This window comes from Ruegeria faecimaris, assembly GCF_900182615.1.
Classification (GTDB): domain Bacteria; phylum Pseudomonadota; class Alphaproteobacteria; order Rhodobacterales; family Rhodobacteraceae; genus Ruegeria; species Ruegeria faecimaris.
The window spans coordinates 43363-68762 of sequence record NZ_FXTE01000001.1; the positions used below are offsets into that span (position 1 = coordinate 43363).

Genomic DNA, 25400 nt, shown 5'->3' on the forward strand with positions numbered 1-25400 from the left:
TGGATAAGCTGCTGTGATACATAGGACCGCATCGGATCAGGAGGGATTACAGTGGCTGCTGGGGCAAACCGGACACGGCGAAAGGTTCTGCTGTTTGGTGCGGCTGCTGTTCTGGGCGGTTTTGCAGTCCGTGAATACCGCCTGATCCCGCAGAGCTATGCGGGCGGTCGGATCAGTGTCGGGGATGCGCATCAACAAGCTAGGCTTGGAGATATATTTTTGGTGGACATCCGTACCCCACGCGAATGGGATGCCTCGGGCGTGGGCGAAGGCGCGCATCCCCTAGACATGCGTCGCGATGATTTTGAAGAGGCGCTGCTGCAGATTGTCGGCGGAGACCACGATGCCCCAATCGCCCTGATCTGCGCGCGCGGTGTGCGCTCGGCCCGGCTGAGCAACCAGCTGTCCGAGGCGGGGTTCGCAAATATCATCGACGTGCCCGAGGGTATGTTAGGCTCAGCAGCAGGGCCGGGCTGGGTCCGGGCAGGCCTGCCGGTTCAACACTATGATGGGAAAGCAGAATGATCCGAAGCTTGTTTCTGTCGGTCGGGATGGCCGTGATCGCGAATGCAGGAATGGCCGCCTGTGTCGATCAGGAAGACATGTGCGAAACGCCGTCGGGTGGGTACCATATCGAACTTCCCGAAACCGAAAACCCACCGCTGGTGGTGTTTCTGCACGGTTATGGCGGGACTGCGACCGGAACGCTGAAGAACCGCAGCTTGGTTGATCCTCTGCTTGCGCGCGGATATGCGGTTATGGCACCGGAGGGGTCCGAGCGTAACGGCCGCCAAAGCTGGAATTTCTTCCCGGGTTGGGAAGGGCGTGACGAAACGGCTTTTCTGCGCGAGGTGGTTCAGGATGCGTCGGACCGGTTCGGGGTCGATGATGACCACGTCGTGTTGGGCGGGTTTTCTGCGGGGGCCTTCATGGTCTACTACCTCGCCTGCGCGGCGCCGGATACGTTTTCGGCCTATGCTCCGGTTTCAGGTGGGTTTTGGCGACCGCATCCCGAGGCCTGCGATGGCCCGGTGCGCATGTTTCACACCCATGGCTGGATCGACAATGTAGTCCCGCTGGAAGGGCGTCTTTTGGGCGGTGGTCGATTCCATCAGGGCGATATCTTTGCCGGTCTGGAAATTTGGCGGGTCGCAAACGAATGCGCCGATACCAAACCCAGCGGATTTTCCACGACCGGGCAATTCATGCGTCGCAGATGGACCGGATGCGCCGATGGCGCGATGTTGGAATTCGCACTTTTCCCAGGTGGTCACAACGTGCCGCAGGGATGGTCGGATATGATGGTAGAGTGGTACGAGGGCCTGCCGGGTGGTTGATCACTCGGCAGGAGTCATGACGGTTTTGCCTTCGACCAGGCGCTTCAATTCATCCCTGTGGAGACGGGCGGACCGGGTGATTGCCGGTTCCTGAACATCTTCTTTCATTCCGACCATGCGCCGCGCCGGTGAGGTTGAAACGCCGCTGAGTGCGGAAAGCGGGATGGCAAAGGCCAGGCTTATGGCAATCGGAGCCAGCCAGATTGACACCAGACCCGATAGGATGCCGGCGCCCAAGGCTATACCGCTGATAGTTTCCAGCGTGTGACATAAGATCAGCGTCCGTAGGCCATAGCTGCCACCATCCCGTGCCTGAGGAGACCAGCCTTTTTGAATACCAAGAATTGTCCGGAAGACGGCGATCATCTGTTGCACCATAAGGATCGGCGCATAGAGGATCGACAGGATGACTTCCGAGATGAATGAGGTCATGAATTTACCTGCGCCACCGAAATCCGCATAGCGCACACCGCTAAGTGGCAGGGCAAGCACGCCAAGTACCTTGGGGGCCAGCAACATAGCATACATGACCAGAATGATCAGCACGTGGCGGGTTTCCGACATCTCGGGCCATTGCGGGAACAGCGGATTGTCGGGGCTGAAATAATGCAAGACCGAGGCATCCTCGCCCTGACCGATCAGCGCCCACATCACCAGCAAGGCAAACCACAGCGGCGACATCAGATATCCGACTGCTCCATGGAACATGTGGAACCGCGACACAGCGCGGAATCCGGTTGAGCCCAACAACTTCAGGTGTTGCAAATTGCCCTGACACCAGCGCCGGTCACGCAACGCGTGGTCGATCAGCGTTGGTGGGGTTTCTTCATAGGATCCTCGGATGCGCGGTAGGAACCGCACGCCCCATCCGGCGCGACGCATGAGGCCGGCCTCGACGAAATCGTGGCTCATGATCAGTTTTTCCTGACCATTCATTGCGCGCAGTCTTGGCAGCCCCGCGCAGTTGGCAAAAGCCTTGGTGCGGATGATCGCGTTATGGCCCCAATAGTTACCTTCCTGACCACACCAGCGGGCTAGACCTTCGGCGAAGGCGATACCATAAACACCATTGGCAAATTGCTGCATCCGAGCAAAAACCGACTGAGCGCCAATTAACTGAGGGTAACTCTGGATCAGGCCCGCACCGGGGTCTCGCGCCAGAGAATCTGTCAGGCGCAGGATGGCGCGGCCGGTCATCAGGCTGTCGGCATCCAGCACGAGCATCGCATCCCAATCCGCACCCCAACGGCTGACCCAATCTGCGATATTTCCGACCTTGCGGTCTGTGTTCTGTTCTCGCCGACGGTAATACAGTTCCAGTCCCGGCGCGAGGGTGGTGCGCAACGCTTCGACGCTGGCTTGTTCCTGTGCCGCGATCTCGGGGTCGCGGGTGTCAGAGAGGATGAACATCGCATAGTGGTGCTGACCATCCCGCGCGCGCAGGTCTTCCAGCATGGTTCGGGCGTTGCCCAGCACGTTCCAGGGTACTTCATTATAGACCGGCATAAGAAGCGCGACGCGCAGCGCCTGTGGGCGGCGCTGACGTTTGGGCTGTTCCTGCCGCGACAGGGAAATCATACCCAACAACACGGTGCAGACCGTGAAAGAGATCCAGAAAAAGTTGAATGAGATCAGAGCCAACAGAATCGCTTCGATCAGGTTGATCCCTTCGGCACCGAACCAGTCGGCCATGACCCAAAGCAGGCCCAGCGTAGCCGCCATCGCAGGCGAGAACGCCAGCGCACGCCAGAATCCCGCAGATGCCTGCCTACTGCCGGGCGCCTGAGCGTCATGGAACCCAGCGCTGAAATTCTGCTCCGGCATCGCCAGGGGTGCCTCAGGCGGCATGATATGCAGATCGTTGCTCATGATGTCCAACGATACAGCCAGACTTCGGAGGCAGGCTGCTTGTCTTTCAGCAACTGTGCGCGCAGTTCCACATGGTTCCGGTCTCCCGGCTCGAAGGAAAAGGCCAACCGCAGGCCGCCAGTATCGGGGTTGCGCTGTAGGACGCCTTCCGAGGTCTCTGCATGGGGCGAGTCCACAAAGATCGTCATCGCCTCAGGTTCGTCGAATAGCTCGCTGGCCTCAAAGTCAATCACTGCAAGACGGCCGTGACCAAATGTGTTGTCACCCATCGCGGTGTTGATCACGCGTGGCATCGGGGTGCGCTCTGGTTCCTCACCCCAGATCAGGCGGTAGGACAGGTCCACCTGGCTTCCGGCCGCATAGGGCTCCATCGGGCGCCAATAGGCGACGATATTGTCGTAGATTTCCTGATCAGCCGGGATTTCGACCAGAGTGACCGCGCCTTTGCCCCAATCGCCAGTTGGCTCGACCCAGAGGCCGGGGCGTTTGTGGTAACTCGCCTCAAGATCGGCATAATCCGAGAACGCCCGTTTGCGCTGCATCAGGCCAAACCCGCGCGGGTTCATGTCGACAAAGGACGAGAACTGCAGGCGGGTCGGGTTTGCCAGAGGCCGCCACAGGACCTCGCCAGCGCCGTTGCGGATCAGCAGCCCGTCGCTGTCATGCACAGCAGGGCGGAAATCGTCGAAACGGCTGTGATTGGTCTGATCGAACAGGAACATCGACGTGCCGGGTGCAATGCCGACATGGGTCAATTCGGTGCGTGGGAACAGCGTCGCCTCGACCTCCATCACGCAATCCGCGCCGGCCGTGACGTTGAACCGATAGGCACCGGTCACGCTGAGGCTGTCCATCAGGGCATGAACCACCATGTTGCGCTGACCGGGCTTGGGACGTTCCAGCCAGAAACGGATGAATTCAGGGAATTCCTCACCGTCCGGGTCGCCGGTTTTCAGGGCCAAACCGCGGGCCGACAGGCCATAGACCTCGTGCAGGCCGATGGCGCGGAAATAGCTGGCGCCTTGAAACACACAGAACTCATCGGTTTTTCCGGGGCGGTGCATTTCAGTCCGCAGGCGCAGGCCCGAAAAACCCAGCGTGTCGTCGACGGGCAACTGAGGGACCTCGGTCGACTTGTCAAACATCGACAGATCGAAGGCTACGGGTTTTGCCATGCCGTTTTCGACGGTCGAGACCTGAACCGTACGCGGAAAATAAAGCCCGGGCGTAAAGAAATCTACGTTGAAAGGCGTCTCAGATTCGAACCAAAGCGCACGATCCAGGCGGAACCGGATCGAGCGGTATTGCTCATAGGTCAGGTCCTGCCATTCCTGCGGGACCATCTCGCGCTCGGCAAAGGGCTTTGCGGCCAACTCGCGGGCCAGCGAGATCACGTCACTGCGGTCAAACGGGACCTCTCCGCCCACGGCAAAGGTGGCCGGGGCGAAGGCAAGCGCCGAAGTCGTGGCCAGAAATGCGCGACGTGTGAATTTCATTTCTTTGATTTCCAGGGTTGTGACTTAAACCACGCGGCCAAATAGGCCACGCTGATGATCATGGCAAAGCCAATCATATTAGCGACAAAGACAGTGGCAAAATCCCGCCCAAACAAATCGAGCCCAACGCCGATAAGTCGTGCTGCTGCCATGGAAAATACGAATACGGCAAGTGATTGCTGACCCACTTTGGTGACCAGGGTCAGCACGATTTGCCAAGCTTTGGCGCCTGCGCTCTGACCGGTTGCGATCAGGCGGTGTCCATGCTCGCCAGCAGCGACCCAGCCCAGATAGGCCAGCGACAGGAAATGCATGTAGCGAAACAGACCGAAATCGGTCTTGTCGCGGAATTCCTTCGTGATGGGCCAGACTTTGCGGATTTCATCGGCCAAATCCGGGGCTGCGGCATTCACCCATGTGAACACTTTCCACGACCCGAAAGGCATTGAAAAGATCAGGAACAGCGCCGCTGCCCAAATCAACGTTTTTGACACCGGAGGGGCCGGGATCCAGCCGCGCATGAATGCAAAGCCAGTAAAGAAAAGCAACTGCCAGCCAAAAGGGTTAAAGAACCACTGACGATCCGACCAGGGCTCGGCGGGCAGGTCCAGAACGTCGGTCTGCGCCACGAGCCAGATAGCAACGGATGTGGCTGCAACCGCCCAGAATCCGATGCGGGACAGGCCCATAAACAGCGGCATCATTGCAAGAACCACCAGATACATGGGTAGAATGTCGAAATAATTCGGCACGTAGGTCAGGGTGAACAGGCCGACGATCTGCGGAGCAGGATCATTGAAGAAATGCTGCAGGTTCAGGGACGAGATGTAGTTCTTCTCAAACAGGCCTGATTGATTCAGCGCAGCCATCGTCATCGCGACAAAGAAGAACAGGCCGATATGCGCCCAGTAAACCTGCCAGATCCGGTATGATACCCGCGCAGTGCCCATCCACCAGCCCTTGCGCAGGAACGCGCCGCCAAAGGCGATGGCCGAGGCCATGCCCGAACAAAAAACAAAAATCTCGGTTGCATCCGAAAAACCAAACCGGGCAGGGATCCACTTGGCCCAGGGGTCGTTGGGAATATGCGCAATCAGGATGATGAACATCGCGATTCCGCGATAGAAATCCAGACGCGGGTCGCGCGTACTAACAGGGGCGGCCGAGGTGGCTGCCACAGGTGCAAAATCAGAAGCGGGCGATAGAGTCGCCATACGAGTTCTGTCCTTCTTCAGTCTTTTTGTTTTGTTATTCTGCCGGAACGCTTTGTGCGTCTTGGTTATCGCGAGCCGCGTCGATCAATGCGCGGCGCGCCATAGCATAATTGTCCTCACCCCCGGCCCGCTTGGCACGGCGGTCGTCTAGAATGCGCTCGACAGCATCCAAACGGCCGGCACGCAGGCCGGAATCAATAGTGATGCGCTCGAATACATCACGTTGGGCGTGGCTACCACCGGCCAGTTGCATTCCGTCCCGTGCATTCGACAGGAAATCAAATGCTTCGCCGTAAAGGCCGTCGCCAAAAGCCTCAAGCCCTTTGGCTGCGGCAATACCGGGATCCGACATCCGGATCGGAGTGTCGCCCTGATTGCGCTGGGCATCTTTCTGGATGCGCTGCAGCATTTTGCCGGTCGCTTCGGTCCGGTTGTCGCCGGTCAGGGCCAGCAGATAGTGAAGATCGGCGAAGATCAGGCAGCCATCTTCGGTCCGGGCGGCGCTGAGGTCGGCCAGTTCCTCCCAGCGATTTCCAACTTTGACGCCCTCAAGCTCGAGCCGGGACAAAAGCGACGTGGCATTCGATATGTCACGGTAATCGTCGGTTTTGTCCTGCCGGACATACTGGTCATACAGTTCCATAACCTGATCGACCTGACCCAGGTCCAGATGCATCAGCGCCTTGTGCCACCAGACATGATAGCGAAAGTTGTTGCAATGCGCCCAGGCATCCTCGCGTCCGGCCAGCCAATCAAGACCTTGCTGCGCATTGCCGGTCATCTCGTGCACATGGGCCACTGCGTGCAGACCCCAGGCATCATCCGACACCATCCACAGTGCCTGACGTCCGGCGATTTCGGCTTTTTCATAGGCCCCGGTTTCCTCAAGCGCGAAGGAATGGCACCCCAGAAGATATCCGCGGCCGGCGTGGTCGGGTTCATAAGCAGGCAGGACACGTTCGATCGACCGTCGCATACCAGCGGCATCTCCCAAGACAAACCGTGTTGCGTGGCTGAGTTTCATCGCCAGCGAGTCCTGTGGGTGGAGGCGCAGAATTTCTTCAAACTTCTGGATTGCATGTGAGGGCAGGTCGGACAGGTAAAGGGCCAACGCGTCGACATAAAGCCGCTCGCGATCAGTTACCGGTTGGCGATCCATAGCGGTGTTGGCAGCATTCAACGCTTCCGCTGCAACTGGCATCATCTCTCGCCGGCCCAGCAAGACCAGGAACAGGCCTTTGACGGCGTGACCAAGCGCGAAATCGGGCTCAAGCTCTAGCACTTTGCCCAGATGCAGGGGTGTGACAGCTGAATGCGCCATGAAACCAAGCAGAACACCATTCCACGCCTCGACACTGGCCGAATGGCAAAGAGTGTTCATCTGTCCGAAAACATCTTGTTTCATGCGCGGGATCCAATCCATTTGCGATTTATTACTTTATTCGATTTAGCAGAGAGTCAGGCGGGGTCGTATCAGTATCGGCCCTGCTCTCGAATTGGTGAAAAGCTGTGTGTGGAAAACGTGAAAAAATCCGCCGATTCAACGGCATGTTTCAGCAATATGCCGCCTAGTAAGGCATTGTGTTTCAATCTTCAAATGGGTTCTTCGCGTTCAAGACTGCTGCAGTGTCCGCTCCGAACTGTGGCGGAGCCGTCCGGTAGGTAACCGGTGTCCGCGACAATTTCAGCGGGTTTCCGATCAGTTTTACCTCGGCCGGGGCAGCCTGCATCGCGATCTGCATTTGCCGCGCCGCGACCTGCTCGGTGTCAAAAACCTGATCCAGGGTCTGGACCGGCCCAACTGGTACTTTGCGTGCCTCAAGTTCTGCGATGACGGTTGTTGTGTCATATGACTGAACCGCAGGGCGCAATAGGGCGTTCAACGCATCCCGGTTTTCCAGCCGCGCCGGATTCGTCGCAAAGCGGACGTCATCCGCCAGATCAGGTTGGTCGATGAATTCGCAGAACCGGCGGAACTGACTGTCATTACCTACAGCAAGGATCACATGGCCATCAGCGGTTTCGTAAACGTCATATGGAACGATATTTGGATGACCATTCCCACGGCGTTGTGGCACATTGCCGGATGTCAGATAATTCACGCCTTCATTGATCAGCCACGCAATCTGGGAATCGACCAGAGCCAGATCAATTTGCTGTCCCTCTCCGGTCTGGTCCCGATGGCGCAATGCTGCCAAAATGCCAACGCAGGCATACATACCGCACATGACATCAGCGATACCAACTCCAACTTTCATCGGCGCCCCTTGGGGATCGCCGGTCAGAGACATGACACCGCCATAGCCCTGCGCCATCAGATCATATCCGGGCTTTGATGCGTTAGGCCCATCCTGCCCGTAGCCTGAGATCGAACAATAGACGAGGCTAGGGAATTCCTGCGAGAGCGATTTGTAATCCAGCCCGTATTTCGCAAGCCCGCCGGGTTTGAAATTCTCGATCAGGATGTCCGCAAACGAGGCCAGCCGCCGAATTTCCGCCTGACCTTCGGGTGTGGTGATGTCGATGGCGACCGATTTCTTGTTGCGGTTGGCTGACATGAAATAGGCACTAAGATCCGATGGAACCCCGTCGGCATCAGCGACATAGGGTGGGCCCCACTGGCGCGTGTCGTCCCCTTTAGTGGCAGGGTTTTCGATCTTGATAACGCTGGCACCCAAATCGCCCAGCAACTGTGTGCAGGTCGGTCCGGCCAGAATGCGGGACAGGTCCAGAACCTTGACGCCCTTCAGCGGTCCTTCAGATCCGGCCATCATATCCTCCGCGGTCAATCTCAGCAGCGATTACGGTGAACCTATCAGACTTGGTTGCCGCTTCCAGAGCATCCCTCAGTTCGGCGCGGGTGCGCACCGTGTGACCATTCCCACCGAAGGCCCGGCCCATAGCTGCAAAGTCGTGGCGGTCGAAATCGACGCCTACGTTCCCCATTTGCCGCTGACGCTGTTTCAATTCGATCAGGGCAAGGCTGGCGTCGACGAACACCAGGAAAATCGGGTTACCACCCATCTCGGCAACGGTCGACAGTTCTCCGGCGACCATCAGGAACCCGGCATCGCCGGAAAAGCTGATGACCGGGCGCGTGGGTTCGGCCAGTTTCAGCCCGATGGCCATTGGCAGAGCGCAGCCCATGGTGCAGAGCGCTGAAGATTGGATCAGCCCGCGTTCTTCGGAACATCCCCACATCTGGCTGAGAAGGATGCGATGTGCGCCACTGTCAGCGGTGGCCAATGTCTCGGCAGGAAGAACCGCGCGGGTTTCCGCAATTACCGCGGCGGGACCCCATACGTCATCAGTAGGGAAGGCTCGCGCCAGGGCGGCCCGAACCTGTTCGGGCTCACCGCCGGGCCAGGTGGCGCGGGCAGGGTTGCCCTTTGCAACGGCCTCGAGGGTCGCGCCGGTATCAGCCACCAGGTTCAACCCGGCCTGATGCATGTAGTGATCGTTCGGAACCGCCGAAATGTCGATGACGCGCTTTTCTTCGGGGTCCCATATCTCGCGCCAGCCAGGGCGCATTTCGATCGGGTCATAGCCCAGACACAACACCAGATCGGCCTGTTCAACCAGCGGCACCAGATGGGTGTCAGCAAGCGGCGACAGGCCCGCGCCGCCAAGGCACAGTGGATGATCCTCGGGAACCACGCCCTTGGCCTTGTAGGTTGTCACAAAAGGAATGCCAAAATGTTCAAGGAACGCCTGCACCACATTGCGTGAGTCGTCGTATAGAACATCCAGGCCGATAATCGCGATGGGCCGTTCGGCCTGTGCCACCCAGCGGCGGGCTTTTTCAACGCAATCCCCCTCGGGCGCGACGGCGGCAGGTTTGACAAGACGGCGGCGTTTGACATCGGTCACAGGCGCATCCGCAACCGAAATCGGCACGTCGATATGCACCGGCCCTGGGCGCGGCTGACTGGCGAGCGACACCGCTTTGTCTGCGATAATATCCGCGCCTTTGGCGGTCAGCATGAATGTCCCTTTGGTGATCGAGCGATAGACCCGTGCGTGATCCATGACCTGATGGGTGTATGTCAGCGCCTCATCTGCGTCGACACAGCCGGTCAGCACGATCATTGGCACCCGGTCCTGCAACGCATTGGCGACCACATTGATCCCGTTCATCGCGCCTGGACCGAGTGTGGCCACCAGAATGGCCGGGGCACCGTCGCGGTGATGCACCGCCTCGGCCATAAAGCCAGCCGCGTTCTCGTGTTTGGTCAGGTGAAAGGTTATTCCAGCCTTTTCCAACGCATCCACTAGGGTCAGCACCTCGCCACCTGGCATGCCAAAAGCGTGGCGGCAGCCAGCCTCATAAAGCCGTTGGGCCAGAATGTCCGCAGCGCGGGGCGACGAGTCCTGCATCAGTAAAGCTCCGAAAACTGTTTCAACGCAGATTGCGGAGGACAGACCCGGACGCAAGGCGCATCACGCCAGTGTGACTATTTGACAGCGGCTTCGGCCACGATCTGAAAGGTGTCATCCAATTCCTGGGCAATGTCCCTCAGGGGGTCTCTTCCCTCATAGATATAGGGCGCGAATACAAAGCTGGGCGTTTTATAGGACAGGGTGGCGGTGCCGTCCTCGTTTTCAGTCACGTAAAACCGGATCGGTGCTTCGATCATTGCGCGCACCGAGGTTTCCAGCACGCGCACCGCATAGTCATTGTTGAAGGCGCCGATCACCAGATTGCCTGGGATTGTAATCCCCCGCGCGGCGGCGGCTTTGGTGGGGCCGGCCTGCGTGACAACGATCAGACCGTTTGCCTTAACCGCCGATTTGGTGTCCGAGACCAATTCATCATAGCTTTTGCCCGTTGGATACACGGCCCATCCCGAGAGCGGTTCGTCGGCCCAGGCGGGCAGAGCCAGCAGGGCGAAGACAGTCCAAAGCAGTTTCATCCAGAGGCCTCCTTTTAAGGTGTCTGCAGGAATCCTGCCAGAAATGCGGGGACGTCGCACTCACAATCTTGTGCGCATTCGGGATTGCGCCGCGCCGCTTAAAGCCGCAGAAACGGGCGCAGGACGAAGGGAAAGGTCTGGATCGGATGCGCCTGATGATCTGCAAAACCTGTGGCACCGCACGCGATCGGGCGGCCGAGGTGCAGGCTGTGCAGGACGCACTGAAAAGGGCCGGATTGACGGATCAGGTCGAAGTGAGCGAACACGCCTGTTTCAGCGGCTGCGCGGAACCCACGGCCCTAGCTATACAGGCGCAGGGGCGCGCATCTTATGTGTTTTCGGGAGTCGATGTGGCGGCGGATGCTGCGGATATCGCTGAAACTTGCCGTACTTACCTGAACAGCCCGCAGGGCTGGATTGAAGACGCCCGACCCTGCGGGCGGCTTCGGATGTGTTTGCGTGCGCGTATTCCGGCGCTTTAATCGACCTGAACCGTAACCGCAGCACGAACCGGCACGTTATCGACCGAAAGCGGGCTATGGCTGTTGGAATTCAGCGAAACCGAAACCTCGACCTCGCCTTTGGGCAACTGATCAATGTGCATCCAACTGCCGTAAAGCCGGGCGAGCTTTTCTCCGTTGATGTAAACATGCGCGTGCCCTTCGCCCGCCATGTCTGCGGTCGATGCGTTCTGCGGTGCGAAGGTAAAGTTTTTTGGCATGACATGCAGGTTCCAGCCAGACATAGGATCCTGTGTCAGAGCGATGTCCAGTGTAGGTGCATCTGTGCCTGCCGGTAGGTTCAGGGCCGTGGAATGATCGTGGGCCATGGTCTCAGTGTGTGAGGCTCCGTGAATAGACGGATCAGAATGGTCGTGGCCATCAAATGTGACGCCATTTGCAGCAGCAATTACAAATCCTGCACCGCCGCCAAAGACCAGACCGATCACGAATAGAGCAAGTGAACGGGTCATTGTATTTCCTTGAAAACATAGGGAAACGCGCCAAGTTTACACCCGGCGCGTTCAATCGAAGTGCGATCAGGCCGTTGCTTCGGAAGGTTGCGCTTCTTTCTGCCAGAAATAGCCAGCGAACGCGCCAACCAGAACCCATGCAACCAGACCGATTCCAAAAGCTCGTGCGGCGAACAATGCGCCAATTTCAGTCGGCACAGGGCCGGTGAAAACATCGGGCTCGGGTGCACCGATAAGATGTGGCACCAACAGAAGTACCGCAGCGATCACATAGCTGATCAGGTTACCTCCAAAGGCGATCAACCACATGGCGACAAGGGCTGCTGCAACCGTTGCGAACCACCAGACCTGACGTGCATAGACATCGGCTGCTGCGACACCCGGCACTTCAGGCGCCAGGGTGAAACCTGGTGCAAGGTGGAAGGCGATAAATCCGGCCAACCCCCAAAGGACGCCGGTCCGGCCATCAATCTGATGTCCTTGACCTTCGGCTACCGACATCAGCGCAACCATCACCAACGCATAGCCGGTATAGGTCAGCATGGTAAAGATGACACTCAGCGCATCACGCGTCAGTTCAGAGAACATGCGCGGCAGCTCGGGATGAGCCGATACGGTCTCGCCCCCGAAATGCACCAGCTCTCCGGATTCATAAAGCTCGGCATGCAACAATACTGGTTGCACAAATACCAACTGCAGCAAGGCGGCAATCAGCCCCGCTGCAGCACCAGCGAACAACGCGCTGGTCAATATACGACTGAACACGGTCTTAGTGGCAGGGGAAGCCGGTCGCGTGACGCACGTCATGCGCTGCATCATGCAGGGCCGCTGCCTGAACGTGACCGGTCAGCGTGATGAGGCCCAGACCCAGAACCACTGCAAACATGACCGGAACAAAGCCTGTACGCGCGGCGGATGCTGTTTTCGTTTGTGTTGCCATTTTGTATTCTCCTCTGCCGCCGCACCCGACGGCCGGTGTTTCGTTTTTGCGCCTGGCAGGTCTCCTGGCTTGCGGGTCGATGCCTCTGTTCGCCTTCCCCCCGGAGAACCGGGAGTGGCTGGTTGAACAGGGGCTCTCCGCTTACAGTCGCGGGGGCGGCTTTGGAGTTGACCACCGAGGCAGTCGCACCAAATTCCCTCTTAGCATCCGGATTTCTCCGGCAGGACCAGACACCCCCATTTAGCCGCTATAGCTGTGGCGGTGCAATCATCATTTGCGACGTATTGTGTCAGATTATGCGCTTTTTCAGCAAATAAATATCCATGATCCAACCATGGTCGGCACGGGCATGGGCGCGGCGGTCTAGAATCTGCTGCGCAACCTCGGCCAAAGGGCCTTTGATCAGGATTTCCTCTTTCATGCCGACATATGCGCCCCACCAAATGTCCAATTCTTCCATGTTCAGGTTTTGGAAGGAACATTCGCCATCCAGCATCACCGCCACGTTTTCTGCGGTTTCCGGCCATCCTTCGTCCCGGATGCGACGACCAGTTGTTACGATATAGGGCGCGCCCAGTTCGTTGATCGGAATCGCATGGGCCGCCGTCAGCGCTTGCAGCGCGGTTATGCCGGGAATCACCCGTGTTTCTGGCTGAGGGGTCAAACGTGCCGCGATTCGCAGCGAACTGTCATACAGCGACGGATCCCCCCAGATCAGCAGCGCCACATGGCGGGCCTTCGGGTGGGCTGCGATGGCCTCCTGCCAGCGCAATGCAATCGCGTCGTGCCATTCGTCCACTCCGCGTAAATAGCCATCATCGGCACGGCGTTTGGGAATGTCGAAATACGCGATTTGCGGAGGGGTATCCGCGACCTGAGCGATGATCTGCTCGCGCAGCCCTGCCAGATCGGCCTTGTTTTCGCCCTTGCGGGGGATCAGGATCAGGTCCGCCGAACGGATCGCCTGCGCCCCTTGAAATGTCACATGATCCGGGTTGCCGGTGCCAATACCGATCAGCGTCAGGTCAATCATTTTCGAACTCTGCCAGAGGTCCATACAGGATCAGGGCCGGGGCGGTACCGATCTCGGTTTCCAACTGCTGCGACAAGGCACCGATGGTCGAGCGTTGCAGCTTTTGTTCGGGGGTCGAGACGGATTCGGCCATTAATGCAGGCGTGTCCAGCGGCAGGCCGTGGGAATGCAGGGCGCCAACCAAAAGGGGAAAGGTGCGCTTGCCCATAAACACGACGGTCGTAGCCTGTGGATCAGCCAGTGCTGCCAGGTTCAGATCTTCGGGCAGTTTGCCACTGACATCGTGGCCGGTGACGAATTGCACGCGCCGCGCGGTCAGTCGCCGGGTCAGCGGAATGCCCGCCGCTGCCGCCGCCGCTACCGCCGAGGGGATGCCGGGGATGATTTCATAGTCGATCCCGGCCTCTTGCAGGGCAACCAGTTCTTCTTCAAGCCGGCCGAACATGCCGCCATCACCGGATTTCAACCGCACAACATGCTGACCGGTTTGTGCATATTCGACCAACAAGCGGCTGACGTGATCCTGCTTGGGCGAGGGGCGCCCGGCGCGTTTGCCGACACCAACCAGATCGGCATCCTCACGCGCGTGGCTCAGGATCGGGCCGCTGCTGAGGTCGTCAAACAGCACCGCATCAGCTTTCTGCATCCTGTCTACCGCCTTCAGCGTCAGCAATTCCGGGTCGCCGGGGCCTGAACCGATGAAGGACACAAAACCACTCATGCCGAGGCCTCGGCGATCAGATGAAAGAATGTTCCGGTGACATTGTCTCGCACCGATCCGGTTTGCGGGCCTTCCGCGCCTTCGGCGTCGAACACGCGCGCCAGCGGGGCGTCAGGCTGTTCGATGATCGAGGAATAGTGGAACTCATGCCCGCGTAGCGCTGTGCCTTCGGCAAATCCGGCCATTGGGGCCAGTAATTCCGCCTTGCGATAACCCAGGTTGAACTTGCGCTTTTCATAGGAGGTCACAAGGCCCAGAAGGCCCGCCATTTCGTGCCGGGCACCCTCTTTGTCGATCAACGCCTGACCCAGCGCCATGTAGCCCCCGCATTCGCCATGCACAGGTCTTGTCTCGGCATGTTTGCGCAGCCCAGTCTGGAAGGTGTTGGCGGCGGCCAATGTGCCTGCGTGCAACTCGGGATACCCACCCGGCAGCCAGACCAGATCGGCATCCGGGGCAGGGGCTTCATTCGCCAGTGGTGAAAACGGTAGGATTTCTGCACCCGCCGCGCGCCAGCCTTCCAGCAAATGCGGATAGGTGAACGAAAACGCAGCATCCCGGGCCAGTGCGATCCGCTGCGCCGGAGGGCGGGGCAGCACGGCTGACGATGGCCTATTTGGGCTTGAGGAAGCCGCCCGCTTGATCGCCTCCAGATCGACATGTTCACGCAGGAACGCAGCATAGCCGACAATAGCGCTTTCCAGATCGGGATGTTCCACTGCCTGGATCAAACCTAAGTGCCGCTCGGGAAGTGTCAGGTCTCCGCGTCGTGGCAGAACGCCCAGAACCGGCAGGCCTGCACGTTCCATACCCAACCGGGTCAGACGCTCGTGGCGCGGGCTGGCGCAGCGGTTCAAAATTACCCCGGCAAAGGGCAGGTCGGGGTTGTACATCCGAAACCCCAGCGCCGTGGCTGCAGCTGATTGCGCCTGACCGCCGACATCCAGAACCAACACCACAGGCCAGCCCATACGCTGCGCGGTTTCCGCGCTAGATCCATGGCCAATCTCACCGGGTTTGGCGACACCGTCGAACAGACCCATCGATCCTTCGGCTACGACGATATCCGCGCCGTCAGCCTGTGCCGATATTGCGTTCAGCAGAGGATCGCCCATCGCCCAGCTGTCCAGATTGAACGAGGCGCGCCCAGCCGCCGCCCGGTGAAAGGCCGGGTCGATATAGTCAGGGCCGCTTTTGAATGGTTGGACGGTCAGGCCATCCTCGGCCAGCGCACGCAGCAGGCCCAGCATCACGGTGGTCTTGCCAGTCCCCGAAGACGGTGCCGAAATCAGAATGCCCGGAGGGTTAGTCATCACCATGGCTCCAGCTTGACCAAGGGCTGTCCGCGCTTTGCGGGCGATACCGGCGGTCGTAATCCTTAGAATACAGGCAGCTTTCGTCAAACCCTTCACCAGCCAGTGCTGGACCCACCATGATCAGCGCTGTGCGTGAGATGCTCTCGTCCAGCGTGTCTTTCAGCGTCGCCAGCGTCGCACGGATGATCCGCTCATCGGGCCAGCTGGCACGGTAGACCACGGCCACCGGGCATTCGGCGCCATAGGCCGGGGTCAGATCGGCGATAACAGTGTCCAGATTGCCGATCGACAGGTGGATGGCCAGCGTCGCCCCGGTACGCGCAAAATTCGCCAACGTCTCGCCCTCGGGCATCGACGATGCGCGTCCCGGTGTCCGGGTCAGGACCACTGATTGCGCAAGTCCGGGCAGGGTCAGTTCCGTGCCCAATGATGCAGCCGCAGCGGCAAAAGACGGCACGCCGGGGGTCACGCTGACCGGGATGCCCAATTCCTTGAGGCGGCGGATTTGTTCGCCCATCGCCGACCAGACCGACAGGTCGCCGGAATGCAGTCGCGCAACATCCAGACCGGCCTGATGTGCGGTCTCGATCTCGGCCATGATTTGATCCAGATCCATCGCCGCCGTGTTCACGATCTTGGCGTCGTCGGGGCAATGGTTCAGAATTTCCTCTGGCACCAGCGAACCCGCATATAGGCAGACCGGGCAAGCGGCGATGATATCGCGCCCCCGTAAGGTCAGCAGGTCGGCGGCACCCGGTCCGGCGCCAATGAAATGAACGGTCATGTCTGTCCTCCGATGGCGATGGCGCAGGTGGCCAGCCGGTCGTCTGAAATCTGTCTGGGTGAGATCAGCCGCGCACCAGTTCCAGCGGCGGCAAGGGCGGATGCTTCGGCGACGCTGCCGGTGCCATAGGTGGCGCGGCTGCGGGTCGAGCAGGTGAGGGTGCGCTGCCCGGCCAGATCGGCGGGGGCAATGAAATGCAGCGGCAGGGCAATGGTCGAGGCAAAATCTGTCAGCGCGGCGTGACCTTCCTTGTCGGCAACTGTGGCCAGCGCGTCCACAGCGTGGCCGGCACTCGCCTGATCATAGGCGGCGCGCAGGCTGTCCAGCGTAGCGGTCGAGGAAAATCCGATGCCTGCGACGATCATAACGTGACGCTCCATTGCACCACCGGATAGGCCGATTTCCAACCGCGCCGTGGCCCCAGGGCCGAAGCCTGTGCCAATTCGATCCGCAGCAGCTCACCGCCCAGCATATCCTGCCATTGCGCCAGCAGCGCTTCGCTCTCCAGCGTCACCGCGTTGGCCACCAGCCGCGTGCCGGAGGGCAGGGTTGTATGCAGCCATTGCAACAGCTCACTGCTCAGCCCGCCGCCAATGAACACGACATCGGGTAGGGGCAGGCCGTTCAGCGCATCCGGGGCGGTGCCGTGCACCACCTGCAGCCGGTCTTGACCCAGCGCGTCGGCATTTCGGCGAATGCGCTCGGCGCGGTCTTCGCGGGGTTCGATCGTTGTGGCGCTGAGCGTTGGATCACACATCAGCCATTCGATGCTGATTGACCCGGTGCCGCCGCCAATGTCCCACAGATGCTCGTCCCGCTGCGGGGCCAGCGCCGAAAGGGTCAGCGCACGGATAGGGCGTTTGGTGATCTGGCCGTCGGTCTCAAAAATCTCATCCGGTTTGCCAGAGGCGCGCGGAAAGGCCTGCCCGCCGCCAGCAACCTCGAGCCCGACGCAGACCGGGTGATCGAACCCACCCAGCAGCGCCTCGGTCAGCGAGACACTGCGCGCCCGTTCGCGCGGGCCACCCAAGGCCTCCATCACGTGCAGATGTGTGTCGGCAAAACCAGTGTCGGTCAGATAGGTGGCCAGCTCGGTCACGGCCTTGCCATCGCGCAATAGCAGAATCGCGCGCAGGCCGGGGGCCAGATGGGGGCGCAGGCGGGTCAGCGGGGCTGCATGCAGACCAAATGTCTGCGTGCTTTCCAGCGGCCAACCCAACCGCGCAGCGGCCAGCGAAAAAGTGGATTGGCCGGGTAGGGCGGCCCATTCCCCGGCTTCGAAATTCCGCGCGATCACGGATCCGGCGCCGAACCAGAACGGATCACCCGAGGCCAGAACCACGGTTGATTGTCCGCGAAAACCGGTCAGGATCGGCAGACCATCGGCAAAGGGCACAGGCCATTCCACCTGCTGGGCTCCGAAATCGGGAACCAAGGACAGGTGTCGCGGTGGCCCCATGATGATTTCAGCGCGTTCCAGCACTTGACGGCTTGCGAGGGGCAAGCCATCCAGTCCATCTTCGCCCAAACCCAAAACGGTCAGCCACGGAGCTTCAGACATGTCCAACCTCCTGATATTGGGCGGCACGACCGAGGCCAACGCGCTGGCAAAAGCCATTGCCGACCGGGGTATTCCCGCGACCTACTCCTATGCAGGACGCGTGGACAACCCGCGCCCGCAAGCCCTGCCGGTGCGTGTTGGTGGGTTCGGTGGGGCCGAAGGGCTGGTGAAATATATCCATGACCACAGCATAAGCCACGTTATCGACGCGACCCACCCGTTTGCTGCCGGGATGAGCCGTAACGCGATTGAGGCCTGCCATGCGGCGCAGATTCCACTTGTTGCGCTGACACGGCCCGAATGGGCACCGCAGCCCGGTGACACCTGGCTGCGCGTCCCGGATATCGCCGCAGCGGTGGCCGCTTTGTCCGGTAATCCGCAGCGCGTGTTTCTTGCGGTCGGGCGCATGCATCTCGAAGATTTCGTCAGCCAGCCCCAGCACCATTACCTGTTGCGGCTGGTGGATGAACCCGATGTCCTGCCCTTGCCGAATTGCGAGGTTGTCGTGGCGCGCGGACCCTTTGCCGAGGCTGATGACCGGGCGTTGATGCAGCGCCACGGCACGCAGCTGGTGGTATCCAAGAACGCGGGCGGCGCCGGCGCGCGCGCCAAGCTGGACGCCGCGCGGGCTCTGGACATACCGGTGTTGATGATCGACCGTCCAGCCCTGCCGCAGCGGCTGGAACTGTCGAGCGTTCCGCAGGTTCTGGACTGGCTGGCTCATTCCGGGGTGAACCTCGGCGTATAGACGATCGGGTCACCGGCGCGTTCTATCACGCGGGTCAGCGATGAGCCGACGATGACAACGGTCTGCATATCGGCCATATCAGGCGTGGCCTCGACCAAGGTTGAAATCCGGATTGCCTCATCCGCCCGGCTGACAGCGCGGGCGAACAGGATCAGCCGCTCGGGTTCACATTCTTCGCGCAGGATTTCCAGCGTTTTGACAAAGCCTTCGGGGCGGGATTTCGAGCGGGGGTTGTAAAACGCCATCGCGAAATCCGCTTGCGCGGCCAGACGCAGGCGCTTCTCAATCAGAGGCCAAGGTTTGAGGTTGTCACTCAGGTTGATGGTGCAGAAATCATGCCCCAGCGGGGCACCAGCGCGGGCGGAGGCCGCAAGCATCGCAGTGATCCCGGGCAGCACCTCAACCGGTAGGTCGCGCCATTCACGGGGGCCGTTTTCCAGCGCTTCGAACACCGCTGCTGCCATGGCAAATACGCCCGGATCGCCCGAGGATACGACCACTACGCGCTTCCCTTCGGCCGCCATTTGCAACGCATGCTGAGAGCGGTCGATCTCAACCCGGTTGTCGCTGGCATGCAGAGTCAGGCCGGGGCGTTCGGCGATGCGCGCGACGTAAGGAATGTAGCCGACGACATCCGTCGCCTCAGCCAGCGCAGCGGTTACTTCGGGCGTCACCAAAGCCTCGTTTCCTGGCCCGAGTCCTGCTATCTTGACCCAACCGCTCATGGCCGCCGCCCTTGTCCGTGAACGATGATGATCGAGAAATACGGAGTGATCCCTTCGCAATTTTCCGACAATTTGCACACGCGTTGATTGGGCATCTGAGCGTATTCCACGATCCAAGCACGGTCATACAAACCGGCCGTCTTCAGGGCCCGCTTCACTTTGTCTATATTGCGCCCGATCTTCATCACTACCAGCGCGTCGGTTTGGGCCATTCGGTGGGCCAGATCGTCTTCGGGCAATGTGCCGACCAGCACGGTCAATACGTCGTCTCCCCAGGTGATGGGGTCGCCGGTTGCGGTCCACGCGCCGGACATACCGGTGATCGCAGGCACGACTTCAACTTCAGCTTCGCCGCGTAGTCGATTGTAAAGATGCATGAATGATCCGTAGAAGAACGGATCACCCTCGCACAGGACCACCACGTCTTCGCCCTGATCCGACAATGTCTTCAGATGCGCGGCACAATCTTCATAAAACGCCGAGAGCAGCTCATTGTACCGCGGATCACTCAATGGAATTTCTGTGGTCACGGGGTATTCCATCGGGAATTCCACCGCGCCTTCGGGGATCATGCCATTGACGATCTTGCGCGCCTGACCACTGCGACCCGGTTTGCGGAAAAAGGCCACGTGACGGGCAGTGCGCAGTAGGCGGTCAGCCCGGACGCTCATAAGGTCCGGATCGCCTGGGCCGAGGCCCACGCCGTATATCTTGCCCGCGTTCATTCGGCGCGGCTCGCGATGGCGTTGATGGCTGCGACTGTGATGGCACTGCCGCCGAGGCGGCCCTTGACGATGCAGGACGGCACAGGCTGCGCCTCCCACAGAGCGTCTTTAGATTCGACCGCACCGACAAAGCCCACCGGGCAGCCGATGATGGCCGCAGGGCGCGGGCAGTCGGGGTCTTCCAGCATGTTCAGCAGGTGGAACAGGGCGGTGGGCGCATTACCGATGGCCACCACGGCGCCTTGCAGATGCGGGCGCCACAACTCCAGCGCAGCGGCGGACCGGGTGTTGCTCATCTCTGCAGCCAGCAGACGCACACGTTCGTCGTGCAGGGTGCAGATCACCTCGTTATCGGCGGGCAGGCGGAACCGGGTCACACCCTCGCTGACCATGCGGGCGTCGCACAGGATCGGTGCTCCGTCTTCCAACGCGGCACGGGCCGAGGTCACAAAACCGGGTGAGAAATGCACGAACTCTTCCAGCCCCACCATACCTGCCGCGTGGATCATCCGGACGGCGACTTGTTCCTCATCGGCGTCGAACCGTGCCAGATCGGCCTCGGACCGGATGGTGGCAAAGCTTTGTTTGTAGATCGCCGCGCCGTCGGTTTCGTATTCATAGGGCATCAGGTGAAGTCCATGGTCATAAGTGTTTCGGGGCTTAACGCGCGCAGGTTTGGCTCATCTCCCGCGCGGCCTTGTTTGACAAGATCAATTCGACCATCGTGGCCGACCAGGGTGACATCAGCTGGTCCCATGCGTGCGCATCCTTTGGCACAGCCCGAGACATGCAAGTGGCCGGGAATACGCGAGGCAAGCGCGCGGGCGATATCGCGGGTCTCCACCTGCGCCTGCGGGCAGAGCGGGGCGCCGGGGCAGGCGTCAGTGGTCATCAGCGGGTCGGTGCCATCGGTGACGAACGCTGGGGCGGGTATCGCCGCCCCGCCTTCCATCAGGAACAGCCGCCAAGGGGTGACCCGCAGCGCAGAGGCACCGCAGGTCTCAATCAGCCCCGCAAGCCCGCGCGCTGGCAACTGACCGAACGCGGCTCCGTAAAACGCACCCAGTTCCACGATGCCCGGCTCAGGCAGAGCGCCAACATCACCCGGTGCGCTGCCTTGGCATTCTGACGGCAAATCCTGTGTCGCAACCACGCGGGCCATGCGCCGGGCCTCGGGCGTGTGGTGATCCGCGAACCATTCGGCCAGCGCGATCAGGTGGTCGATGGCGATTTTTTCGGTCACGCGACGCCCTGTTTCGGCCCCATCAGCGCGTAGGATCAGCCCCTCGGGGCCTGTCTCCAGCCGGATATCCGCGGAATCCCCGACCAACAGGCGATTTGGTCCGGTGTCGATGGCAAACCCAAACTTGGCTGGTAGCGACGGCAATTCGCCCAACCGGTCGATCAGTTCCTGCGTCAGTCGTGCGGTAAGATCGCCGGATTGGTAGAGCGGTGTCACCAGAATATTGCGCCGCACCTCGATACCCGGTTCCGCATCCAAAAGGTTCAGCGCAGCGAGTTCTTCCAGCAAAGGTTGGTGATCGGCCTCGGCCACACCGCGCAGTTGCAGATTGGCGCGGTTGGTCAGGTCAATGGTGCCATTGCCGAACCGGTCGGCAAGTTCGCACAGGCCTAACATCTGCGCTGCCTCAAGGCGCGCCAGCCGCGGCCGAACCCGCACGACCAACCCGTCCCCCGACATCATCGGGCGATGGGCGCCGGGGCACCAGCCCTGAACGATCGGTGCACTCATCCCAACCCCTCCAGATCGGCTCGGATCGAGTTTCGGCGCGTGTTCCACAGGCCAGCCTCGAGCAGAGCACGGAACCGGTCCTGCATGGCCTGATGCGCCTGTGGGTTCTTCTCTTGCAGAAAGGCATCAACCTCGGCGTTACCCAGTGTGGCATCGTGGTAGATGTCAAACAGATGCGGTGCAACGGTTCCCGACAGATGGGCAAAGCTTGCCATATGATCCAGCGTTGCCGCGATCTCGGCGGCGCCGCGAAATCCGTGCCGTTGCATTCCTGCGATCCAGTCAGGATTAGCCGCGCGCGCGTGGACAACGCGGCTGATTTCCTCAGAGAGGGTTCGGGCGCGGGGGGTGTCTGGGTTGGTATTGTCCAGATGGTACAGCTGCGCAGTACCGCCAGTGACTTTCTTGGCGGCGGCAAAACCGGCCTCATGCGTGGCATAGTCATTGGCCAACAGCAGATCGGTTTCGGTCAGGTCCTGAAGGTGAACAAAGCTATCGGCGTGGGCAACGCGTTGGGTAATACCATCGACATCCCGTGCAATTTGCTCGCCCTCAAGCGCAAAGGAACTGGCATCCAGCCAAGCCTGACCGGCCTGTGCGCGCGCTTCGTCCGTATAGATTTCGGATAGCTGCGTCATGTTCAGGCCATAGCTGCCGGGGGCGGGGCCATAGACACGGGCGGCCGGTGCCTGCCCGGCATATGGGTTCCAGTCTGCTGCCTCGTCCCGTTCACACAATGCTCGCACTGCCTGGCCATACAGCGCAGAAAGCGTCGGGAATACATCGCGGAACAGGCCCGAGACACGCAAGGTCACGTCTAGCCGTGGACGGCTGAGATCAGTGATTGGCAGCACCTCGATACCGGAAACCCGCTCCGACCCCTTGTCCCAAACCGGTTTCACACCCAGTAGGTGAAGCGCCATGGCGAATTCTTCACCCGCAGTGCGCATCGTGGCCGAGCCCCAGAGGTCGACAATCAGCCCCTTGGGGTAATCGCCTTCTTCCTGCAGATGCCGTCGCACTAGTTCCTCGGCCAGTTTGACACCTTGGGTATAGGCCGCGCGTGTTGGAACCGAACGCGGATCGGTGGTGTAAAGATTTCGCCCTGTCGGCAGCACGTCCGAGCGCCCGCGATAGGGTGAGCCAGACGGGCCAGCCTCGATCCGTTTCCCGGCCAGTGCGTCCAAAAGTGATTGACGTTCCGCATGCGCTGAAGGCGTGGCATCAAAATTGCCGGTCACTTCGGGGACGCGGCCAAAGACGTGCAAGCCGTCGCCGAACTGGCTTTCTTTGATGTCGCAGACAAATCGGTCGATACGGGTGATCGCTTCGGCGGTACAGGTTGCCTGATCCAGACCCAGATCGCTTTCCAGACCAATGGCCTGCGCCTCATCCCGTATGTCTTCTTGTAGTCGGTCGCGGCGTTTGGGGTCCAGCCCGTCGGCGTTCGAGAATTCGTCAAGCAGGGATTCCAGCCGCACCATACGGTCCGGCGTGTCACTTGTTCGCATCGGGGGCGGGATATGGCCCAGTGTAACCGCCCCGATCCGGCGCTTGGCCTGTGCGGCCTCGCCGGGGTCATTCACGATAAAGGGGTAGATCACCGGCAGATCTCGGACCAACGCCTCAGGCCAGCAGTTTTGGGACAGGGCGACCGATTTGCCTGGCAGCCATTCCAACGTGCCATGCGCGCCGATATGGATCAGCGCGTCCGCGCCATGCCCCTTACGCAGCCAGAGATAGAAGGCAACATAGCTGTGGCGCGGGGTGCGCGAAAGATCGTGATAGTCGTCATCGCGCAGCTCGGGCGTGCCGCGTTCCGGTTGCAGCGCGATCAGTGTCTTGCCCCGGTTCAAGGCGGTAAAGTGGAACGCACCATCGGCAAAAACCGGGTCGTCCTCAGGCTTGCCCCAAATGGATTGCAGATCCGTTTGCAATTGTTCCGGCAAGTCTGCCAGCGCGGTCTTATAGGCCGCGAGCGGCCAAGCAAGTCGCGCATCCAAAAGCGTCTCGGCTATCGGTTCGCCGGGTGCTGTGTCATAGCCTTCAGCCTGCAGATCGGACAGCATCGCCTCGGCCGAGGCCAATGCATCCAGGCCAACCGCATGGGCCATCTGCCAGTCCTTGCCGGGATAAGTCGACAGCACCAACGCTGGGACCTGATCTGGCTTGGGTTTGTCGCTTAGGCGCAGCCAGCCGTCCACCCGATCAATGATCGCCTCAACCCGTTCCGGCTCGGGGCGGTGGGCAAAACGGGAATATTCCAGATACGGGTCGCGCTTGCCCGGTTCCTTGAACGAAGCGATGCCCGCCGAAATGCGGCCATCCACCTCGGGCAGGACCACATGCATTGCGAGGTCGGCGGGGGACAGCCCGCGTTCCGCATCGACCCAAGCCTTGCGGCGTGCGGTGGACAAGGCGACCTGAAATACCGGCACATTGGCGGCGTCCAGCGGGGACGTTCCCGAGGCGCCTTTGCCCGAAAAGGAGGTGGCGTTGATGATTGCCGAGGGGGCCAGCGCTACGACCTGTTCGCGCAGCCAGTCAGCGGCGGTAGGGGCTTTGAGCGACGGCGCAAATAGGCCAACAGCCTGAAACCCACGCGCACGCAGACGGTGGATCAGGGCCGCGACCGGGGCAGTGTCTGCCGAGGTCAGATAGGCGCGATAGAAGGTCACGAGGATGCGCTTGGCATCACCGGCGAATGCGGTATCCGCCGGGATCACACCGCGATCCGGGCACCATACGCCACATTCCGGGATCGTCTTGGCCCCCATCACCGGGCCAGAATAAAGCCCCGCGGCCAGTGCCATTTGCGCCAGCGCAGCCTGCGCTGCGACCTCACCGCCTGTGTCGCAAAGATGCGCCAGCCGCCGCAGGGTTGAAACGGGCAGGGTAGAATAGTCATCCAGTCGCGTATCTTCACGTCCATCCGCAGGCAGCACAGCAACGGCCATGCCCTTGGCGTGGGCCAGTGCCAGAACCTGCTGCAACCCGTAGGACCAGTAGGGCACGCCACCGATCAGGCGGATCAGAATGCCTTTGGCGCCCTCCAGCGTCTGCTCGACATAGGTGTCGACAGAAAGCGGGTGCTTCAGCGCCGTCAGATTGGCCAGCCGCATGGTCGGCATCCGACCTTCGGGTCCACCACCACGATGCCAGCCTGCCGCGAAAGCGCCAAGGTCACTGTCGGAAAAGGACAGCACCACCAGATCCGCCGGGCTCTGGCCCAGATCGGTTGGGGTCTCCGTTTCCTCTAACCCGTGGCTTTCGCGGAAGACGACGTGCATGG

At 60.5% G+C, this 25400-nt stretch carries 25 protein-coding genes and 1 riboswitch; of the genes, 4 read left to right on the forward strand and 21 right to left on the reverse strand.

Translation table 11 applies throughout. The annotated features are described in order from the left end of the window. Positions 1–51: 51 nt before the first annotated feature. Both FN806_RS00210 and FN806_RS00215 read left to right on the forward strand, forming a co-directional pair. Positions 52–525, forward strand: a complete 474-nt coding sequence (locus tag FN806_RS00210; RefSeq protein WP_142632854.1) for a rhodanese-like domain-containing protein — start codon at positions 52–54, stop codon at positions 523–525. After that, the gene (locus FN806_RS00215; protein WP_142632856.1) at positions 522–1337 is read left to right on the forward strand and encodes a CE1 family esterase; all 816 of its coding nucleotides are present in this window, start codon (positions 522–524) and stop codon (positions 1335–1337) included. The genes FN806_RS00210 and FN806_RS00215 overlap by 4 nt, the downstream gene beginning before the upstream one ends. Here FN806_RS00215 and mdoH read toward each other — a convergent pair whose 3' ends face one another. From mdoH to FN806_RS00250, 7 genes are all read right to left on the reverse strand, one after another. Next, positions 1338–3206, reverse strand: a complete 1869-nt coding sequence (mdoH, locus tag FN806_RS00220; RefSeq protein WP_142632858.1) for a glucans biosynthesis glucosyltransferase MdoH — start codon at positions 3204–3206, stop codon at positions 1338–1340. Continuing rightward, entirely contained in the window at positions 3203–4702 is a 1500-nt protein-coding gene (locus FN806_RS00225) for an OpgD/OpgG family glucan biosynthesis protein (protein ID WP_142632860.1), read from the reverse strand. Before FN806_RS00225 ends, mdoH begins: the two co-directional genes overlap by 4 nt. Then, on the reverse strand, positions 4699–5916 hold the full coding sequence (locus tag FN806_RS00230; protein ID WP_142632862.1) for an OpgC family protein: 1218 nt from the start codon (positions 5914–5916) through the stop codon (positions 4699–4701). The genes FN806_RS00225 and FN806_RS00230 overlap by 4 nt, the downstream gene beginning before the upstream one ends. Before the next feature lie 34 nt (positions 5917–5950). After that, on the reverse strand, positions 5951–7321 hold the full coding sequence (locus FN806_RS00235; protein WP_142632864.1) for a tetratricopeptide repeat protein: 1371 nt from the start codon (positions 7319–7321) through the stop codon (positions 5951–5953). Positions 7322–7502: 181 nt separating this feature from the next. Beyond that, positions 7503–8687 carry a CaiB/BaiF CoA transferase family protein gene (locus FN806_RS00240; protein WP_142632866.1) on the reverse strand — a complete coding sequence of 395 codons (1185 nt, stop codon included), beginning with the start codon at positions 8685–8687 and terminating at the stop codon, positions 7503–7505. Then, positions 8674–10293 carry a thiamine pyrophosphate-binding protein gene (locus tag FN806_RS00245; protein WP_142632868.1) on the reverse strand — a complete coding sequence of 540 codons (1620 nt, stop codon included), beginning with the start codon at positions 10291–10293 and terminating at the stop codon, positions 8674–8676. The genes FN806_RS00240 and FN806_RS00245 overlap by 14 nt, the downstream gene beginning before the upstream one ends. 77 nt (positions 10294–10370) lie before the next feature. Continuing rightward, the gene (locus FN806_RS00250; RefSeq protein WP_142632870.1) at positions 10371–10829 is read right to left on the reverse strand and encodes a DUF302 domain-containing protein; all 459 of its coding nucleotides are present in this window, start codon (positions 10827–10829) and stop codon (positions 10371–10373) included. Positions 10830–10897: 68 nt separating this feature from the next. On the opposite strand from FN806_RS00250, the gene FN806_RS00255 reads away from it, so the two are divergent. Beyond that, positions 10898–11311, forward strand: a complete 414-nt coding sequence (locus FN806_RS00255; RefSeq protein ID WP_246097114.1) for a DUF1636 family protein — start codon at positions 10898–10900, stop codon at positions 11309–11311. Here FN806_RS00255 and FN806_RS00260 read toward each other — a convergent pair. The 9 genes from FN806_RS00260 to cbiE all read right to left on the reverse strand — a co-directional run bounded on the left by FN806_RS00260 (position 11308) and on the right by cbiE (position 18157). Then, positions 11308–11802: a hypothetical protein gene (locus FN806_RS00260; protein WP_142632872.1), complete on the reverse strand. Its 495-nt coding sequence runs from the start codon at positions 11800–11802 to the stop codon at positions 11308–11310. The genes FN806_RS00255 and FN806_RS00260 overlap by 4 nt on opposite strands. Before the next feature lie 66 nt (positions 11803–11868). Further along, a complete protein-coding gene (locus tag FN806_RS00265) occupies positions 11869–12567 on the reverse strand; it encodes a CbtA family protein (protein ID WP_142632874.1) in 699 nt (232 codons plus the stop codon). A gap of 4 nt (positions 12568–12571) precedes the next feature. Then, positions 12572–12742: a CbtB domain-containing protein gene (locus tag FN806_RS00270; protein ID WP_142632876.1), complete on the reverse strand. Its 171-nt coding sequence runs from the start codon at positions 12740–12742 to the stop codon at positions 12572–12574. A 37-nt stretch (positions 12743–12779) separates the two neighbouring features. Continuing rightward, positions 12780–12988, reverse strand: a riboswitch (cobalamin riboswitch). A 43-nt stretch (positions 12989–13031) separates the two neighbouring features. Continuing rightward, a complete protein-coding gene (gene cobF, locus FN806_RS00275; RefSeq protein ID WP_142632878.1) occupies positions 13032–13775 on the reverse strand; it encodes a precorrin-6A synthase (deacetylating) in 744 nt (247 codons plus the stop codon). Further along, entirely contained in the window at positions 13768–14496 is a 729-nt protein-coding gene (gene cobA, locus FN806_RS00280; protein ID WP_142632880.1) for a uroporphyrinogen-III C-methyltransferase, read from the reverse strand. The genes cobF and cobA overlap by 8 nt, the downstream gene beginning before the upstream one ends. After that, the gene (locus FN806_RS00285) at positions 14493–15815 is read right to left on the reverse strand and encodes a cobyrinic acid a,c-diamide synthase CobB (protein WP_142632882.1); all 1323 of its coding nucleotides are present in this window, start codon (positions 15813–15815) and stop codon (positions 14493–14495) included. Before FN806_RS00285 ends, cobA begins: the two co-directional genes overlap by 4 nt. Then, the gene (gene cobM / locus FN806_RS00290; RefSeq protein ID WP_142632884.1) at positions 15802–16596 is read right to left on the reverse strand and encodes a precorrin-4 C(11)-methyltransferase; all 795 of its coding nucleotides are present in this window, start codon (positions 16594–16596) and stop codon (positions 15802–15804) included. The genes FN806_RS00285 and cobM overlap by 14 nt, the downstream gene beginning before the upstream one ends. Further along, the gene (locus tag FN806_RS00295; protein WP_142635069.1) at positions 16593–16961 is read right to left on the reverse strand and encodes a cobalamin biosynthesis protein; all 369 of its coding nucleotides are present in this window, start codon (positions 16959–16961) and stop codon (positions 16593–16595) included. The genes cobM and FN806_RS00295 overlap by 4 nt, the downstream gene beginning before the upstream one ends. Next, complete coding sequence (gene cbiE, locus FN806_RS00300; RefSeq protein ID WP_142632886.1) at positions 16958–18157, reverse strand: precorrin-6y C5,15-methyltransferase (decarboxylating) subunit CbiE; 1200 nt, start codon at positions 18155–18157, stop codon at positions 16958–16960. Before cbiE ends, FN806_RS00295 begins: the two co-directional genes overlap by 4 nt. On the opposite strand from cbiE, the gene FN806_RS00305 reads away from it, so the two are divergent. Continuing rightward, positions 18156–18905, forward strand: coding sequence for a cobalt-precorrin-6A reductase (locus FN806_RS00305; protein WP_142632888.1), 750 nt, complete (start codon positions 18156–18158; stop codon positions 18903–18905). The genes cbiE and FN806_RS00305 overlap by 2 nt on opposite strands. On the opposite strand, the gene cobJ is transcribed toward FN806_RS00305, so the two are convergent. From cobJ to cobN, 5 genes are read right to left on the reverse strand one after another with little or no spacing between them, the layout of a single operon-like run. Beyond that, complete coding sequence (cobJ, locus tag FN806_RS00310; RefSeq protein WP_142632890.1) at positions 18878–19630, reverse strand: precorrin-3B C(17)-methyltransferase; 753 nt, start codon at positions 19628–19630, stop codon at positions 18878–18880. The two genes, FN806_RS00305 and cobJ, sit on opposite strands and share 28 nt — an antisense overlap. Next, positions 19627–20355, reverse strand: coding sequence for a precorrin-2 C(20)-methyltransferase (locus tag FN806_RS00315; protein WP_142632892.1), 729 nt, complete (start codon positions 20353–20355; stop codon positions 19627–19629). The genes cobJ and FN806_RS00315 overlap by 4 nt, the downstream gene beginning before the upstream one ends. Then, the gene (locus tag FN806_RS00320) at positions 20352–20981 is read right to left on the reverse strand and encodes a precorrin-8X methylmutase (protein WP_142632894.1); all 630 of its coding nucleotides are present in this window, start codon (positions 20979–20981) and stop codon (positions 20352–20354) included. The genes FN806_RS00315 and FN806_RS00320 overlap by 4 nt, the downstream gene beginning before the upstream one ends. Beyond that, the gene (gene cobG, locus FN806_RS00325) at positions 20981–22108 is read right to left on the reverse strand and encodes a precorrin-3B synthase (RefSeq protein ID WP_142632896.1); all 1128 of its coding nucleotides are present in this window, start codon (positions 22106–22108) and stop codon (positions 20981–20983) included. Before cobG ends, FN806_RS00320 begins: the two co-directional genes overlap by 1 nt. Next, positions 22105–25398 carry a cobaltochelatase subunit CobN gene (gene cobN / locus FN806_RS00330; RefSeq protein ID WP_142632898.1) on the reverse strand — a complete coding sequence of 1098 codons (3294 nt, stop codon included), beginning with the start codon at positions 25396–25398 and terminating at the stop codon, positions 22105–22107. Before cobN ends, cobG begins: the two co-directional genes overlap by 4 nt. Between the last annotated feature and the right edge of the window lie 2 nt (positions 25399–25400).